16 protein-coding genes are annotated in these 17,053 nt (G+C 46.0%); 6 read left to right on the top strand and 10 right to left on the bottom strand.

Translation table 11 applies throughout. The annotated features are described in order from the left end of the window. The first annotated feature begins 52 nt into the window (after positions 1-52). The gene (locus AB1K91_RS13290) at positions 53-1,132 is read left to right on the top strand and encodes a CDP-glycerol glycerophosphotransferase family protein (RefSeq protein WP_413090408.1); all 1,080 of its coding nucleotides are present in this window, start codon (positions 53-55) and stop codon (positions 1,130-1,132) included. Positions 1,133-1,195: 63 nt separating this feature from the next. Here the strand turns inward: AB1K91_RS13290 and AB1K91_RS13285 are convergent, their stop codons facing one another. From AB1K91_RS13285 to murJ, 5 genes are all read right to left on the bottom strand, one after another. Then, positions 1,196-2,287: a glycosyltransferase family 4 protein gene (locus AB1K91_RS13285; protein WP_413090407.1), complete on the bottom strand. Its 1,092-nt coding sequence runs from the start codon at positions 2,285-2,287 to the stop codon at positions 1,196-1,198. 196 nt (positions 2,288-2,483) lie between these two features. Continuing rightward, positions 2,484-2,963 (bottom strand): PssE/Cps14G family polysaccharide biosynthesis glycosyltransferase, encoded by a 480-nt coding sequence (gene pssE / locus AB1K91_RS13280; protein WP_413090406.1) that lies wholly within the window; start codon positions 2,961-2,963, stop codon positions 2,484-2,486. Further along, positions 2,960-3,430 (bottom strand): PssD/Cps14F family polysaccharide biosynthesis glycosyltransferase, encoded by a 471-nt coding sequence (gene pssD / locus AB1K91_RS13275; protein ID WP_093725215.1) that lies wholly within the window; start codon positions 3,428-3,430, stop codon positions 2,960-2,962. The genes pssE and pssD overlap by 4 nt, the downstream gene beginning before the upstream one ends. A gap of 34 nt (positions 3,431-3,464) precedes the next feature. After that, a complete protein-coding gene (locus AB1K91_RS13270) occupies positions 3,465-4,847 on the bottom strand; it encodes an O-antigen ligase family protein (RefSeq protein ID WP_413090404.1) in 1,383 nt (460 codons plus the stop codon). Between the two features lie 33 nt (positions 4,848-4,880). Next, entirely contained in the window at positions 4,881-6,392 is a 1,512-nt protein-coding gene (gene murJ, locus AB1K91_RS13265) for a murein biosynthesis integral membrane protein MurJ (protein WP_413090402.1), read from the bottom strand. A gap of 294 nt (positions 6,393-6,686) precedes the next feature. Here murJ and AB1K91_RS13260 point away from each other — a divergent pair, with 294 nt between their 5' ends. From AB1K91_RS13260 to AB1K91_RS13245, 4 genes are read left to right on the top strand one after another with little or no spacing between them, the layout of a single operon-like run. Further along, positions 6,687-7,655, top strand: a complete 969-nt coding sequence (locus AB1K91_RS13260; protein ID WP_413090401.1) for a glycosyltransferase family 2 protein — start codon at positions 6,687-6,689, stop codon at positions 7,653-7,655. Next, positions 7,655-9,394 carry a DUF6020 family protein gene (locus AB1K91_RS13255; RefSeq protein WP_413090400.1) on the top strand — a complete coding sequence of 580 codons (1,740 nt, stop codon included), beginning with the start codon at positions 7,655-7,657 and terminating at the stop codon, positions 9,392-9,394. The genes AB1K91_RS13260 and AB1K91_RS13255 overlap by 1 nt, the downstream gene beginning before the upstream one ends. After that, a complete protein-coding gene (locus tag AB1K91_RS13250) occupies positions 9,369-9,725 on the top strand; it encodes an EamA family transporter (protein ID WP_413090399.1) in 357 nt (118 codons plus the stop codon). The genes AB1K91_RS13255 and AB1K91_RS13250 overlap by 26 nt, the downstream gene beginning before the upstream one ends. Beyond that, positions 9,712-10,032: an EamA family transporter gene (locus tag AB1K91_RS13245; protein ID WP_413090397.1), complete on the top strand. Its 321-nt coding sequence runs from the start codon at positions 9,712-9,714 to the stop codon at positions 10,030-10,032. The genes AB1K91_RS13250 and AB1K91_RS13245 overlap by 14 nt, the downstream gene beginning before the upstream one ends. A gap of 15 nt (positions 10,033-10,047) precedes the next feature. Here AB1K91_RS13245 and AB1K91_RS13240 read toward each other — a convergent pair whose 3' ends face one another. Then, a complete protein-coding gene (locus AB1K91_RS13240; protein WP_413090395.1) occupies positions 10,048-10,662 on the bottom strand; it encodes a TetR/AcrR family transcriptional regulator in 615 nt (204 codons plus the stop codon). Positions 10,663-10,856: 194 nt separating this feature from the next. On the opposite strand from AB1K91_RS13240, the gene AB1K91_RS13235 reads away from it, so the two are divergent. Further along, positions 10,857-11,627 carry an SDR family NAD(P)-dependent oxidoreductase gene (locus AB1K91_RS13235; RefSeq protein ID WP_413090394.1) on the top strand — a complete coding sequence of 257 codons (771 nt, stop codon included), beginning with the start codon at positions 10,857-10,859 and terminating at the stop codon, positions 11,625-11,627. Positions 11,628-11,669: 42 nt separating this feature from the next. On the opposite strand, the gene AB1K91_RS13230 is transcribed toward AB1K91_RS13235, so the two are convergent. From AB1K91_RS13230 to AB1K91_RS13215, 4 genes are all read right to left on the bottom strand, one after another. Next, the gene (locus AB1K91_RS13230) at positions 11,670-11,948 is read right to left on the bottom strand and encodes an AbrB/MazE/SpoVT family DNA-binding domain-containing protein (RefSeq protein WP_093725199.1); all 279 of its coding nucleotides are present in this window, start codon (positions 11,946-11,948) and stop codon (positions 11,670-11,672) included. Positions 11,949-12,056: 108 nt separating this feature from the next. Then, entirely contained in the window at positions 12,057-14,456 is a 2,400-nt protein-coding gene (locus tag AB1K91_RS13225) for a cell wall-binding repeat-containing protein (RefSeq protein ID WP_413090393.1), read from the bottom strand. Positions 14,457-14,634: 178 nt separating this feature from the next. Next, positions 14,635-15,723, bottom strand: coding sequence for a glycosyltransferase family 4 protein (locus AB1K91_RS13220; protein ID WP_413090391.1), 1,089 nt, complete (start codon positions 15,721-15,723; stop codon positions 14,635-14,637). A gap of 98 nt (positions 15,724-15,821) precedes the next feature. After that, positions 15,822-17,051 carry an efflux RND transporter periplasmic adaptor subunit gene (locus AB1K91_RS13215; protein ID WP_413090389.1) on the bottom strand — a complete coding sequence of 410 codons (1,230 nt, stop codon included), beginning with the start codon at positions 17,049-17,051 and terminating at the stop codon, positions 15,822-15,824. Positions 17,052-17,053: the final 2 nt, after the last annotated feature.

The following is a 17,053-nucleotide window of genomic DNA, read 5'->3' as shown; positions in this document are numbered from 1 at the left end:
GTTTCCCCAAAAGAACAAAACCACCTTGGTTTCCTCTTTTGGGGATAATGTTTTGTATACGGCCAATTCGCTTGAAAAATGGAATGTGGGAGAAATAGTCATACTGAAGACTCCTTCCTGCCGGGAAGATTTCACTGATCTGGATGCGGAGATTATACCTTTTTCCATGACGAATATAAGCGGCTTTATCAAAGGCATTTACCATCTGGCCACTTCGCGCGTCGTGATGGTAGACAATTATTTCGGTTTCCTTGCCGTAACGGACTTCAAACCGAATGTTACATGCATTCAGCTATGGCATGCTGCTGGAGCAATGAAGAAATTCGGCTTGGAAGATCCTTCTGTCCAGACAAGGAGCCCGAAAGCTCAAGAAAGGTTCAAACAAGTATACAGCCGTTTCTCATATGTAACGGTTGGATCCGAAAAAATGGCTTCCATTTTCCAGGAGAGCTTTGGCTTGACCAATGCCAATATACTGCGAACTGGTATGCCACGTACGGATTTCTTCTTCGATGACAGTCAGATTGTGAAAATCGAAAAAGAAATCGCCGAGCAGTACCCGATTATCAAGAAACGTAAAGTCATTCTGTATGCTCCCACTTACCGGGATGATGAACTGGCCAAGCCTAAAATCGAACTTGATATCGAGCGTCTTTACCGGGAGCTGGGACAGGAATATGTATTGTTCCTGCGCCTTCACCCTGCTGTTACTTGGGATCTAGCAAACTACTATCCAAACTTCGTAATCGATGTTACGCACTATAAGAATATCAATCCGCTTCTTTTAGTGACGGATATCCTGATCACCGATTATTCCTCGATACCATTCGAGTATTCACTGCTCAATCGTCCAATCATCTTCTTCACATATGATTTGGAGGATTATCAAAAAAAACGCGGTGTATCAGATGAATATCTAGAATCGTTGCCAGGACCTATGGTCAGGGATACGAAAACGATCATAAAAGTGATTAAAAATAACGCATTCCAATTGGAGAAGGTGCAAGCTTTCTCTAAACAATGGAACCAATATTCGAACGGACATGCGAGTGAACAGCTGATACATGCTATGTATACGTCCAACCCGGCCGTGGCTGCTACAACCAAGCCGTCCACACAAACTTCACGCTGATATTCTCAGCGTGATTTTTTTACAAAATAAGAACCCTTCTCCAAATGGAGAAGGGTTCTTATTTTATTGTTGATGCTGTTTGCGCCGTTCTTCTTCTGTCACTTTCGGAAAGCCAACCATATTGAGTAATGGACGATAGCGATCGCTGATCAATCCAGTAATCTCGACGATCAATTCAATCAGTATTGCCAAGGCAATGATCAGGATAGTCGAGCCCCACATGGTAGCTTCTGTGTAAAGGACTCCTGTTATGCTGAAGATTCCACTGATCGCATAAATGACAATAACAGTCTGGCGATGAGAGAATCCTAGATTCAGGAGACAGTGGTGCAAATGCAGCTTATCTGGTGCTGACAAAGGCTTCTTCTGTACAATCCGGCGGATGATGGCAAATGTGGTATCCAAGATCGGTACGCCAAGAATGATGATCGGCACGATCAAGGAGAACAATGCAACATTCTTGAACAGACCGCTAACGGATAATACGGCAATCATATAGCCAAGGAATAATGCTCCTGTATCCCCCATGAATATCTTAGCTGGATGGAAGTTGAAAACAAGGAAGCCAAGTGTGCTGCCCAAAAGGAGCACGCCCATCATTGCTGATAGCGGATTGCCCATGCTGATCGCAATCATGGAAATCGTGAATAGCGCGATTGCTGAAACTCCTGCTGCCAATCCATCCAAACCATCAATCAAGTTGATGGCATTCGTTATACCGACAATCCACAAAATCGTAATCGGGATAGCCCAAGCACCGAATTCGATGCGCCCAGCGAACGGCAACGTTACAAAGTCGATCTGGATCCCGCCCAGCACCGTGACAGTTGCTGCTGCGATCTGTGCGATGAATTTCACTTTTGCCGATAGAATGAACTTATCATCCAATGCACCAATCAGTGTGATCATTGTTGCACCGATCAGGATTGGCGCCGTATTCGAATCATTAGGCATAAAGATCAGATAACCGATGACAAAACTGATGTAAATGGCCAATCCGCCCAATCGCGGCATGATTTTCTGGTGTACTTTCCTAGCGTTTGGTTTATCCGTTGCTCCGATTGCGAATGCCAGCTTTTTCACCATAGGCGTCAGTGCAACCGAAAGAATGAAGCATGCGGCCAACGCTATGATTAAAGGCGTTATGTGTACCATTCGTATCCTCCTAAATAGCTTGCAAATCGTTCCAAAATTGTTTTTATAATCCAAGTATCATAAACTACTAGATTTCGACAGTATTCTTAATATGCTCTGTACCATTATAAGGTCTCTGTAGTCAAAAAACAATTACACACAATGTAAATTTTACATGATGAACAGATCCAGCGCCTTTACATTTAGTTTACATTTGTCATGCTTCTTTGATGAAATTGCTGAGGATCGTAAACATCCGCTCTTTCCCAGATTGAAATGGTACTGGCTCGAAGCTTGCTGCCTGCTGGATCACTTCGCCCAGATCCTCTCCTTCTCCCCAGCTCAGGATATGCTGCTGTTCCAGGAAAATGGACAATAATTGCAGCTGGTGGTCATCATTATGTTCCCCGTATTTTTTCAGCCTCGCTGCTGCGATGACCTTTTTCCCCTTTTTCAAGGCGGAGATGACCGAGCCGGTGCCAGCATGCGTAATGATAAGCCGGGCTTCTTCCATCAGCTGATCCATCACTTCATAGTTGACGAATGGCTTGATTGTCAGCAAATCACTTTCGAACTTCGTATGTCCTGCTTGGACGACGACTTCATCTGTGATGATTCCTTCCCGTTTCAGCCTCTCCACTTCCTCGAGCAGCCGGGTGAAAGGAAGCTCATGCGTACCCAAGACGACCAGTATCAATAGATGGACCCCCCATAGACCGCTTTCGGATAAATCTGTTTCATCGTTTCCCATTGGACGATGAATAAATCGGCGATTGGATAGATCAGCTTGCCTGATATGGTCGGTGAGGTGGATTTTGCAAAGCTCTCGATGAAGATGACTCGTTTCCTGAACAGTTTTGCGATATAGCACATCGGTACGGATGTATGCGCTCCTGTTGAGATGACGACATCCGGACGATGCTTAAGGAATAGGAAAATGGACTTTATGATGTTATAACTGAACTTGAATATATAGCGAAACGGATAATTACGTGCTCCGTAAACAAGGAAGCTCATCGGATGCTTGTCTTTCATTTGTTCCGTGATTTCGGATTTTTCTGTCACGATGTGATAATCATATTCCTTGAATAGCGGCTCCAGCTGCAATAGCTGTGTCAAATGTCCGCCGATAGAAGAAATCAGAAGCAATTTTTTCTTTTTCATCACTGATTCGCTCCATTCCAGTTGAGATGAGATGCTATTGAAAGAATTTCTTCGGTTTCTGCTTGAGCAAGCCATACAGGAACCCGAGGAACAATGCCAGATAAAACCCCGATGCCGGTGATGAGAGAATATGACCGGCAATGAATGCTGCACCAAGACCGATACAAGCCCCAATCCCGCTGAACAATGCAGTAAAGTCCAACGTTTTAAAGCGCTGCTTGAAGATGAATACCAGGATGCTGCCGATAACAAACACAATCGGCAAGATCAAGATGAAGGTCCCGATATATCCAAATCCGAAGAACCAGTCCAGAATATCCATCTCGATTATCCTGGGTTCCTTCCCGGTATAATTCCCGCCGATCCCCATGCCGAAAACTTTCTGAATGACTGGTGCATGCTCGAAATAATACAGAACCGTTCCGAAAAATTCTTCCCGGCCATTCAGCGCCATGAGCTGCCAGGAACTCCACTGTCTGATACTTCCAGGAGGGGGCGTCTCTCCTTCTTCTCCTTCCGGTAATGGAGGAGCCTGGGCTTCTTCCTGCTGCTGAGCTGCTTTTTCGTTTGCCATATCGACTGATAAACCCAAGTTATTACCGATTGGCATCTCAGGAGAAATTAGTACCGTGACTGCCAACAGGACAAGCATGACGCCTGCCTGAATGAAATTGTTTCGTTTGATGATTGCCTGTACGAGAAGCAGAAGGAATGCGAGCCCCAGCACAAGCAAGGCTGCCCCGAATGCGACCTTCGTACCGATTGTAAGCATTGCCCAAATCATGACCGCTACAAGGAGTGTACATATAATTTGTGCAAGGCTGCCTTTCTTTATGAACAGATAGTAAATCATTGCACCGCAAAAACCCATACCTAAAATGGCACTGATTTCATTGCCGGAAAAGAACCAGCCGGAATGCCCTTGCTTAGCCAAATAATCGTAGCTGCGTTTCCCGGTACCGGTTATTTCGGCAAGGAGCATCACCACACTGACGACACTTGTATTGATAAATAGATATTTCGGTACAATCTCTTTCCATTTCGGATTTTCACCGAGATGCCGAAAAATCATTACATACACAAGCAGTGCAGTGATGAAGAAAAATGTCTTCAGGATGAATGTCAGCTCGCCTACTGCGGAAACGGGATCCTTCCAGAACAGGCTGACGCCTAAGCTGATGGCAAAGTAAACAGCAAGCACAGCCATATAGATGACGGTATTCCTGCTCCAGCGCCGATCCGGATAACCAAGCATGTACAGTACCCCGATTGGTATGACGAGCAGCCGGACCGGATTGGAAACAGGAATCCCGAAATACGACAGCAGATCGAGGAACGGCTGAGCTAAGATGAAGAAAATAAACAGTTTTTCAAATGTATGATGTTTGTCTGTAAGTTTCTGTGTCAGGGCTTGCAAAATGATTGTCCTCCTTCGTGCCACTCTTGCCAATTACTTAGCAGCGGAGCCGCCTCTTCCCAATAGGATGTAGAATGATTTGATTTTCATCAGGAATACGCAGATGAGAAATACGATGACTCCGGCTGCTGAACAGATCAGAATCGTTATTATCGGCTGCGCATCGCCCAAGGTTTCTTTGATCAAAAGAACAGCGATTCCCATGATAAGCACCCCGGCAGTTGTCTTGGCGACATCCGTGAGCATTGCGCGTACAGGTATCCCGCCTGTGAGCTTTTGGAACAGAAGGAAACAGGCAGTTGCATAAACCAAACCCGTTACCGATGTAGATAGCGGTATTCCGATAAAACCGAAGCTTTCTGTGAATAAGTAGTTGAGCAAGAACTTCAAGCCGATAGAAAGGAACCCGAGCCGCATCATGTAATGACCTTTTTCCATCGTATAAAAACCGTTGTTGATGATGATGACCAAGCTGTAGAACAGAATCGTTCCGAAATAGTAATAAGCTGCCATGCTCGTCTCCCCAACATCATGGGAGGTGAATCTTCCTCTTTCGAAAAGAAGAGAGACAATCTCCGGCATCAAGAGCATCATGCCTGTCAATACAGGCAGCAGTACGAAATACATGATCTGCAACCCGCGGGTAATGTTTGCTTTGAAAGCATCCATGTCTTGCCTGGCATATGCAGCGGCAAGCAGCGGGAATACGATTGTGCCGATGCTGACCCCGACGATATTCTGCGGAAATTGCGTCAAGTTCTTAGCATAATTCAAATATGTAACAAAACTACGCCCAAGCATATTGGCAAATGAATTATCAATCAGCAGGGTAATCTGTCCGATCATCGCAGTGAGTGCTACCGGGATGAAGATTCGGTAAAACTGCTTGTTTTCCGCCCAATCGATTTTGCCCCGCAGCGAAAGTGTGCGTTTTGGCAGCAGAAGCGCCAGTTTGAAAAGCAAACTCAAGATGACACCCGCCAAATTACCGAAAGCAAATGCATATGCTCCTATATCATCAGCAAAGAGCAGTGCACTCCCGATGGTTCCCAAAAGCACGATTGCCTGTGCGAGTACGGATAAGTAATACTTGTTCTCCGCATCGAAGTATGCCTCCAGTACGGCATTGACGCCGACGAATAGTAAAGATGAAAGGAAAATGATTGTCATGATTGTTGCCATCTGCGCATCGTCGCCTGCCAGATTCGGATACAACAGCCGGATATACAGCGGCGCGATAAAGATGAAAACAATCGATATCAGCAAACTGAACAGGAGCGTTCCTTTCCATACATCTTGAAGATGCGTCAGCCCCCTGTTTTTTTCCTGATATTTGATATAACTTGGAACGAATGCACTCTTCATTCCCGTTGTCAGGAAAAGAATGAACATGTTCGGTAATGCGAAGGCCGCAAAATAAGCGTCCGCTTCACTGCCGGCTCCGAAATAATAGCCTATCAGCATATCCCGGATTAACCCTGAGACCTTCAGCACGAGGGTCACGAACAGCAGCAGCAGACTTGCAATGCGAAGTTTCGACTTCATGAAAAGGACCTCTCTCTATTTGCCCATACAGCATGCAGCTTCAGGGATGCGTATTGCTGGCTAAATTATAAGACTGAATAGAAAGCCGTTTCAAGGCAATTTACAGTAACTTAACGTAAACTGCAGTGGGTGACACGACTCCATCCCTTCCAGTTACTGGGCTAGGACATAACTTTACAAAATATTCGTATATTCATACTATTTACAATTACTTCACCATTGGTTAACAGTTGCATAATAATCCTTTGCTAGACTTGGTTCGACATATCCTAGAAAAGGAATGGAGTGTACGTAGTGAAAATAGCTGTATTGATTCCATGCTACAACGAAGAACAGACAATCGGCGATGTCATCGACGCCTTCCGTAAACAGCTGCCGAATGCGGATATCTATGTGTTCGACAACAATTCGAAGGACAAGACGAGCGAGATTGCCCGGCGGCATGGCGCCATTGTCCGCCATGAATTCCAGCAAGGTAAAGGGCATGTCGTCCGTTCGATGTTCCGGAATATCGAGGCAGACTGCTATGTAATGGTTGATGGGGATAATACATATCCTGCCGAATTCGTCCATGATCTGATTGCCCCGATCCAGGAAGGGCGCGCCAATATGGTCATTGGTGATCGTCTGTCCAATGGCACCTACGTGAAAGAGAATAAACGCAAGTTCCATAACCTCGGTAATACGATGGTGAAGAACTGTATCAACTTCCTATATAAAAAGAAGCTTTGTGATATCATGACAGGCTATCGTGCCTTCGATCGCCTTTTCGTCAAGACAATGCCGATCATGAGTCCTGGCTTTGAGATCGAGACAGAGATGACCATACATGCCCTTGATAAGCGGCTGTCGATCGTCGAGGTGCCGATCATCTATCGTGATCGCCCAGAAGGAAGCTACTCAAAATTGAATACATTGGCTGATGGCCGCAAAGTGCTGTATAAGATTTTCAGCCTTTTCAAGGAATACAAACCGATGCTCTTCTTCACAGCCTGGTCCGCTCTTTTTCTCATACTCGGATTGGCCGTGGGCATTCCAGTCATTGCCGAATATTTTTCTACCCAGTTCATCACCCGGGTTCCTTCTGCAATCCTTGCTGTCGGTTTGGTCGTCCTGTCGGTACTGAGTTTTGCTTGTGGTGCGATATTGGATACAGTGGCGTCCAATCAGCGGAAACAATATGAATTGGAATTGAACCGGATACAGGCAGAAAGCAAACCGAAACCTATCCAAGGTATGACCAGAACTGGAGGCTCCATGTAATGACGCGCGTTCTAAACTTTTTGATCAGTGTGGCTGCAGGTCTTGCAGCCACTATTTCTGTATTAGCCATCATGCAGGCCAGACAGGATACATCTCTTTTGAAGTATGTCGTCCTTTCTGTTGTCAGCATTTGTTTCTTTTATGTGTTTTTGATGTATCGCAGAAAGATTTTCCAGGCTGTGTTGGAAAAACGCTACATAATGGTCGGCATCGCTTTCCTCTCCATTTATACGCTGATCAGCTTGATAGATTGGCCGCTGTTCATCAATCGACCTTGGTATGAAACCGCGATTGTCGATCTCATTTCTCTTGCGACCATCTTCTGTTTCTTCTCCTTCATTGCTTTTCTCCTGCTTAGGGGAGGCTATGAGTGGAAACGAACAGACGTAAGCAAATGGCAGATCCTTTTGTATATGCTGCCGATGATCTTCGTTTGGATGTTCTACTTGCTCGCTTTCTTCCCGGGTAATATGAGTCCGGACTCCTTGAATCATTGGCGGCAAGTGGAGAATATGGAGTTCAATAACTGGCATCCATTCGCGTATACGATGGTGATTCTGGTGCTGACACAGCTTTGGGACTCCCCGGCTGTCATTGTCCTATTCCAGATTTTGCTCATGTCGTTTGTGTATGCTTATGGGATATATTCCTTCCGTCAATTCGGGCTTGGTAAGCGAATCGCATGGGTTGCGGCTCTTCTATGGGCTGTACTGCCGATAAACGGTATCTTCTCCACCATTCTTTGGAAGGATGTCGTCTATAGTATCTTCATCGTTTTTCTGACAATCTTTGTCATGAAGACGGTGTTGCAGGAAGGAAGAAACTTGCGGACATGGAGCGGAATAGCGACATTCACTGTCGTATTGCTCGGCATTGCCTTCTTCCGGAATAACGGATTGCCGATTGCCGTGTTGACCGCCATTGGTATGCTCATTATTTATCGAAGAAATTGGAAACAGCTGCTGAGCCCGCTTGTGCTTGTCTCTGCACTTTACATTGTCGTCACCGGACCGGTATTTACGGCTTACAACATCCAATCGGCGAACCCCAATGAATCGATGAGCATACCGACTCAGCAGATTGCTGCGGTTGTTTCCCAGGATGGAGAGCTGACAGAAGAGCAGCTCGCCTATTTGGATACGATTCTGCCAATAGAGGATTGGGATGCGTATAATCCTTATCTGACGGATCGGATCAAATTCCATGACAACTTTAAAGACGATGTTGTTGTGGCAGATATGGGTAAGTACTTATCGATATGGTTCGACATTGTAAGGCAAAATCCTGCTATCGTCATCGAGGCTTATCTCAAACAAACTTCCCTTGTATGGCAAATCAATAAACCGATTGATGGATATACGAACCCTTACACGATCGATGTCGATCCGAATGAGATGGGATTGGAAACAAAGCCGGTCAGCCAGACATTATATGATGTTTTGGAGTATGGACTGGAAGCATCCCGCTACCATACAGAAGAGCTTTTCTGGCGTCCGGCGGTATTCAGCATCCTTATCATCCTGTTCAGCTTGATTGCCTCCCGCAAACTTGGGGCAATCGCATGGCTGCCTATTTTGCCCGTCCTGCTCAACACCGGGACCATCTTTGTCGGGCTTCCGGCACAGGACTATCGTTATCAAGTCAGCAATGCAATGGTAAGTATCTTCTTCCTCCTCTTTGCCTGTCTGTATAAAAAGGGAAAGGAGCCAAGCGATGGAGAACGTACAACCACGACGTGACAGCCATGACAAGCCGAAACTAGGTATCGCCCTGATTCTTTTGTCAGCAGTATTTACAAGTGTCGGACAGTTATTATGGAAAATCGCAGATGGGCAAATCAATCTCCCGCTGCTGATCGGCTGCTTCTGCTATGGAGCAGGGGCAGTGACAATGATGATTGCATTCCGTTTTGGCAAACTTAGCGTGCTGCACCCGATGCTGAGCCTTGGTTATGTATTCGCATTGATAATGGGTACCATCTTCCTCGATGAACATATTTCAGCCATGCATATAGTGGGGACAGCTTTGATCATAGTTGGGGCAATCATGATCGGGGGTGGAGAAAATTAGCTGGTTCTTGCTGCTTTCCTGTACAATGCTAGGAGCTGGCGGAGGTTTTTTCTTCAAGCGGGCCAGCGACCCGTCTGTACATACTTATCGGACACTGCTGTTTGGACTGGTTTGTTACGGTTCTGCTGCCTTGATCAATATTTATGTGCTTACGATGCTGCCTTACTCGGTCGTCTTTCCACTGACAAGCATCACCTATGTATGGACGCTCTTGCTTTCGTTTTATCTATTGAAAGAACACATTAAACTAAAGCAAATAGCCGGTGTCGGACTGCTTGTCGCCGGCGCTGCTTGTCTGGTCATATAAAAAACGACTCCCGCTTCATGCTTGGGAGTCGTTTCCTTTTTCTATCATCGTATTGACCAATCTGTATGGGCGAACCCGTACCAATTCGGTAAACTGTTCTGAAAGATGCAAAGTTGAAAATTTAAAGTCCGTATCTGCCCAGTGCATGATGAAGCCGACAATAGCAGCCATTTGGAAGTGAATCATCAAGTCATAATCCACCGGAATCCGCGGACTTTCCGTTTCCAGATAAAACTCATCGGACAAGCATTGGACAAAGACCTCCAACATCTTTCCAGCTACATCGGGATAAAGAATCCGCAATGCCTTCAAAACACATCTTTCTTCATAGATATGGGTGAATATGCGCATTGTTGACGGGGCTTGCTCCTGCAAATCGACATAGGCGCTACCCTTATACGGTTCCAGCAATGCAACAGCAATGCCATCCAGGAAATCGGCAAGAATTCTCTCCTTCAAGCTCTCCCTATCGGTGAAATGTTTATAAAAGGTGCCACGATTATAATCAGCTTGATCCGCTATTTGCTGAATGCTGATCCGCTTATCTTCCTGGGCCAAAATCAAATCCACATAGGCTTTTTTAAGCGCCTTCACACTTCTTCTGCTGCGTCGGTCGGTCTTTAATTTCATCAACAAAACCGCCTTTTTTGTTTATTAAATACTTCTTTCTTCTATTCAATCAACATTTTTGTTGATTAGGTTACATTACCTAAATTATTGAGCATTGTTACCTAGCTGTCAATGCGCTAAGATTACTTATGATAATGTATTTCGAACTTTTTTAGTTGCCGATTTCTACATAAAAAGAAAAGGAGGCTCTCACAGTGAAAGAATTCCAAAGACAGGTTGTATTGATCACTGGTGCTGCCGGCGGTATTGGATCATCGGCTGCGAGAGCTTTTGCAAAAGCAGGTGCCAAGCTTGCGCTGCTCGATCTTTCAGCAGAGGCATTGGAAATGGCCACTGCTGATATCGAAGCAGATAAGCTTTTGCTTCCGGCTGACGTTACGATAGAAGAAGACGTTGTACATGCTGTCGAGCAGACACTTCACCGGTTTGGACGTATTGATGTGTTTATCAATCATGCAGGAATCAGCGGTGATTTCGTCCCAATAACGGAACAAACGGCAAAGAGTATGGAAGAAGTCCTTCAGGTAAATGTAATCGGCGCATTCCTCGGCTTGAAACATGTGCTGCGTATCATGATTGAGCAGAAAAGCGGAGTGGTAGTCAATACTGCGTGCAGCGGCAGCCTGCTTGGCGGTCCCGGCATGAGCACTTACGTAGCCTCCAAGCATGCTGTGCTCGGACTGAATAAAACGGCTGCACTGGAAGTCGCAGAGTATGGTATTCGTGTGAATGCAGTTTGTCCTTCATCTATCGATACGGAATGGATGGAAAGCATCGAGACGAAAGCAGCCAAAGGGAATGAGAACGCTGCCCGGCACGGTTTTGAAGCGAGTGTCCCGATAAATCGCTATGGAGAAGTCGGTGAAGTGACCGGACTGATGCTATTCCTTGCCTCTGATCGATCCAGCTTCATCACGGGCTCTTATTTCCGGGTCGACGGTGGCCAAGGGACAACGTCTATATAAAAAAAGAAAGACGAGCGACAGCTCCCTGTCCGCTTCGTCTTTTTAATTGGATTCAATTTCTTCTTTAAGTTTGTCATAGAGGATACGGGCACCTTCCGGACTTAAATACAGATTATCTGCATATTGCTTGTTTTCCGGTGTAATTTCCCCCGTTACGGCACAAGTAAAACCAGGCTGATATTTTCGGAAGATGATCTTGTCGCCTTCGACAAAAATTTCAACAGGATCTTTTTCTTCGATGCCGAACTCTCTCCTAATTTCTTTCGGCACGACGACACGGCCTAGATGATCGACCCGTCTCGTAATCCCGGTACTCTTCATGAAAACGCCTCCTTTACTGTGATATTCTTACTATACTATATTTTTCTAATTATTGAAATTATTATTGTCGCAAAAAGGCGCAAACAATTTAATGTTCGCGCTTTTTTACTATTGCAGAATGCCTTCCAATTCCGTGCGTGTCCGATCCGTTATGGCAGCATCTGAGCCAAGATAGAAGATTTCCGGCTGTTCACTGAATTTATTGAGAAACGTCCTAGTCGGCTTTGTTACAGCATCCGGTCTTGTCAGGATAATCGGTGCGTCATACTTGGCAGCAAGCGGGGCACCTGAAAGACTATCAACTGTCGTCTGACCATTTGCGAAGAATACTTGATCCGGATTGGTTCCATAATACTTGGTGATGACCGCTGCATTCGTCGAATATCGATCAGGTCCATCTACACGCTCAGCAGATGCACCAAGCTGCTTGATTTGATCTGATACGCGCTTGGAAACGACTGTCTCGCTTCCGATGATCGTCACTTTCTTGATGTTATTTCGCTTTATATAGTTTTTCACCTCATCATGCAGTTCAGCTGTTCTTGTCAGCAAGATAGGGATGCCTTCGCTGCCTGCATGCGGTCCGATTGTCAGGGCATCAGGTGATTTCTCATCGCCGACGGCCAGGAAGATTTCTGACGGCTTACTGGAAACAGAGGCCACTTCTTCTGCTACTTTTACACTTGTCGCATAACGATGGGCACCAGCTACACGCTCAATCTTGCTATCAGGAAAATTCTTACGCAGGTTATTTTCGACATTTTCAGAAATTGCTGGTTCTGCACCGACGATATAGATCGTAGAAGGGTTCAGACGATCAATTTCGGTAATGGTCACCTGCTCGAGCTTGTCCTGGTCAGTCAAAAGGAGTGGTGAATCCAGCTGAGCTGCCAGCACGCTCCCGGTAAAAGCATCGATTGGCAAGTCACTGCGTCCAAGTACGACTGCTTCTGGAGATTCCAAATGCCAGCCATAGTTCGAGATGCTCGCACTTGTGGCATTGCGGCGGGCACCTTCCAGATTGTGTACGACTACCGGATCCTTGCTCAGGTAACCGCTGGCTACATAGCCGGTCTTGCCGCTGCTTGTACGCACAGGATACCATACATAATGATTCACATTGGAATTATTGGCAGTATAATCGCCAGTTATTGTCAGCTTCTCACCACGCGGCAATGTACCGATGGAGGATCCGTTCGGGCTGCTGCGAAATGTCAGCTTATCAGCAGTGACATAGACAGAATTGCCTTTCCCATAGTTTTGAGTGCTTTCATGCAATGGTCCTGGAGTGGATACTTGATTTGTCTGGAATGAGAAATAGGATCCCAGCTTTCCGCTGATTCTGCCTGGTGTCAACAGATGGGTCGGGAATGGCGTGGTCGCAATCAATGACTGGTTCTCCATCTCCTTATAAACAAGCTCCTGGTAAGCCGTTTGCGGATTGGCTATCGGATCGTTCCGCTCCAGGCGGCCGTTATATGCCAGAATGGCAAAGTACCAGTTTTCCAATTTATCAGGATTACCATCATTGACTTTCGGAATCAAATTATACGGCAGAGAGGATTCTGCCTTGGCATTGGCTTCATTCCATTTGTCTTTCAGGATTTGCATACCGCGATCGATATTATAATCGATATCGTGCATCAGCTTCTGGATTTCCTGCTTGTCACTGCGATCATAGTCGGATACCTGCATGATTCCAATACCGATACAGTCATACCCGATCACCACATTCGATCCATCTGAAATGCTGCAGGAACCCTGGTATGAAGGTGTACTGCCAGTCCAATACTGCTTCCAGCCGCTTTCACGGAAAGCGATCGATTTGACGATTTCCGGCGGTACATCGTATTTAACGGCCGCTGCTGTCAGCTTACGGCTGATTGTGTCATAGCTTGGGTTCGAAATCCCGGCTGCACTTGCACTGAATGTACGTGCTTTTGCACTGCTTGCTGCTGGTTCTGTCCGTTCATCGGCTTTTGTCACTTGCTGCGGAGCTACTGTGAATGCCTCGATATATACTTCTTTCGGCTCGGCAAGCGGCACATCCTGTTCGACTTTCGGATAGCTGACTTCGAGCTTGGCCCCTTCTTCATCTACAGCGAGTCTCGCTCCTTCATATAAATCCGATTGATAAATGCGTTCCATTTTTTCATTTGTCACATGCAAAACATCGAATTGCAAGGCTTGGGCAGTACCATGCGTACGATACTCAACAATCAAATAAGAATCATCAGCCATCTTCGCTTCCTGGAGGGAAGCTATATCGGCATCCGGAATCGTGGAATCATAAAGTATCCCGGCATCTCCGGTGATACGAAGTACACCACTTGTATCATTCGTCACTTCGACTGTTTTCCCATCCGATAGTTGCACCGTCGCAGTACCAGTTGAAAAAGTATGACTGCCCGATTCTGCTTGGACATCAGCCGGCTGGATGAATGTTAAACATGTGAGAAATAGACCAGCAAAAAAGACAATGAGGTACGTCGCTCTGCTTCTTTCCACCTGTTACCCTCTTTCTTTACTAGATTCGCAGTACAAAACGCTTATGTCGAATTTCGTAATGCTTCTTTTAAACTATAAAAAGAGCAGGTGAATTTTACTAGACACTCAGAACAAACTTAACAATGCCAAACCCGATTTTACAATCGCTTAATAAAGAAAGCCCAACCACAGTTGGACTTTACACGGCGAATATCTTCGTCAATCGGGGCTTGATTGCCTCCACTTCATATGCTGAAGCTGTTTGCTTCGCTGCTTCCCGCATGGATTGCTTCGCCTCTTCGGGCAGTTCCATGTACGACTCGATACTGGCTGCCAGTGCTTCTGCTGAACCCGGCTCGAATAAAAAGCCGTTCCGGCCATCTTCCATATAGTCAAGCAGACCAGCCATACGGCTGCCAATCACAGGCGTACCGCAGGCCATTGCTTCCAGACCTACAAGGCCAAGGCTTTCTCCTTCCCGCAACGTAGGGAAACAGAACACAGTCATGCTATTGTATACACTATTCAGTTTTTGCTGGGACAAAAGCGGAAAATGAACGAGATGGTCCCGCAAGCCAAACTTGTCCACCATTGTTTCGAAGTCCTCTTTTTCCAGACCATCACCGATGAACAATAACTTGCAGTTTCCAAGCTTCCCCTTTTCCTTGAGCAGCTCGGCGGCTTTCAAATACACATCCCAGCCCTTTCCCCGATCAATGCGACCGACGAATCCGATATAGCTGTATGATGGATTGATCTCCAGTTCCTGGCATGCAAGCTCCGTTTCCTTCTCATGGAAGGTTTGCTTATTGATACCGCCGGAAGGAAAGATTTCAATCCGATTCGTCAATCCGTACTTCTGCTGTACAAGCTGCTTGTAATAAGCACTCGGTGTGATGACAGTATCCGATACTTCCAGCAGCCGCTTCACATAAGGCTGATATTTTTGCCGTTTTTTAAACTCTGGCACCACATCACTGCCGTGCACATTCGTATAAATGACCATATTCTTATTCAGCTTCTTGGCAATCAGCACTGGTATGGAATTATGTGTCGCATAATGCACATAGGTGACATCGTATTTTCGGAATAACGATTTGCCGATCACTTTAAAGAAGTGACTTCCATAGGCAATCAATTTGCCAATCGAACTCGACTGTTTCGTCACGACAGTACGGTCGAAAGCCACCCCTGATCGGGCAAGGATCTTCTCTGTATTTTCGACGAAAACCCCATAATTGGGATGCTGCTTGCTTGGATACATATTTGCGATTAAATGAACTTTCATAACAATGTGCCCCTTACGTACGTGATTGTAAACAAATTGTACGCTTATTCGACAAAGCATGCAGTAATATCATCTACTTCTTTAAAAACAATTTACAATCAATGATCAAGCAGCCCGAGCAGGAATTCATAGCTTGCGAAAGAATCCTTCCACGTCGACCAAGTCATTTCATGTGGTTTCCAGGGTGTAACGAATGGTTCGTTTTGATAGTGCTCCCCTTGATCTACCGGAATAAATGATCCAGCTTCAAGACCCGAGGTGACAGCAGCCTGCTCAGCATTCTGAGCCCCGACTTCCACCTTTTCCGTAAATAACTGGCCGTTAGCCATTTTCCAGATCTGATTTTCTTTCACTTGGCTTGGCTTGACTGTGGGCGCTTGACTGGCAAGGGCAAGCAAAATGTCGGTATCCAAATGATAGCCTGCCAAAAGTTGATCAGTATGGTCATCCTCGGCAAGGTAGGATGCTTCAAATTTGTAAGTACTTTCTGCTGCAGCAGCAACAGGCTGTTCCGCCAAATCGGTTATTTCCCCTTCCAGGGCAGGCCCCCCATCGCGGAGCTTCGCTTCAATCGTCATACCTTCCTGCACCCGCTTACGATCCGCTTCAGCCAGTTCACCAGTTATGACAAGCTCGCTGCTATCCAAAATGACAATCGGATCACTGCCAGCCTGTCCGACTGATTTCACCGTGCCTGCTGATGGACTCGTGACAGTCACATACTCTCCTGTTTCTTCTAAATCCGACAGCTGCTCTTCTGCTGCAGTCAGCTCAGCATTCTTCTCGGCAAGCTCTTTTTCCAAACCGATACGGTATTGCTCCTGCATTTGTGCAGTCTGCTCTTGTGTTGTTTGACGCAGCGCCTCATTTGCGGCAATTGCCACGTCCTCGTCCTCCGTTTGCTCAATCGGTTCCAAGAGGGACGCATCAGCGTCGATGTCTGCTTCCTCCACTGCTGAAATGGCCTGCTCCACTGCCTCGGTTTGTGCCTCTAGTGTAGTGATGACAGACGTCAGCTCACGATATGTTTTCCCATAATCAGCTGCTTGATAAGTAAAGAGATCATCCCCCTCTTCCAACTTATCACCAGGTCCGACAAGCATTTCTGAAATCGAACCTGATTCTGGATCCAGATAGACTGGTACTTCTTCTGCAGAGGTCAGCACAGCAGGGACGGACAATGTCTCTTTTACATCCTGCGCTGACACCTGCTCCCACTTATGTATAAAATTCGTTCTGCCTATACGTCCTTCATCGTCCCAGAACAAAATAGCAATATTGGCCAATACAAGGACGATTCCCAATGGTAGTAAAAGCTTTTTCATCATCC

Origin of the sequence: Terribacillus jepli (assembly GCF_047228925.1) — a bacterium.
Classification (GTDB): domain Bacteria; phylum Bacillota; class Bacilli; order Bacillales; family Amphibacillaceae; genus Terribacillus.
The sequence above is the reverse complement of the archived record's forward strand: the minus strand, read 5'-3'. Positions and strand labels throughout refer to the sequence as shown.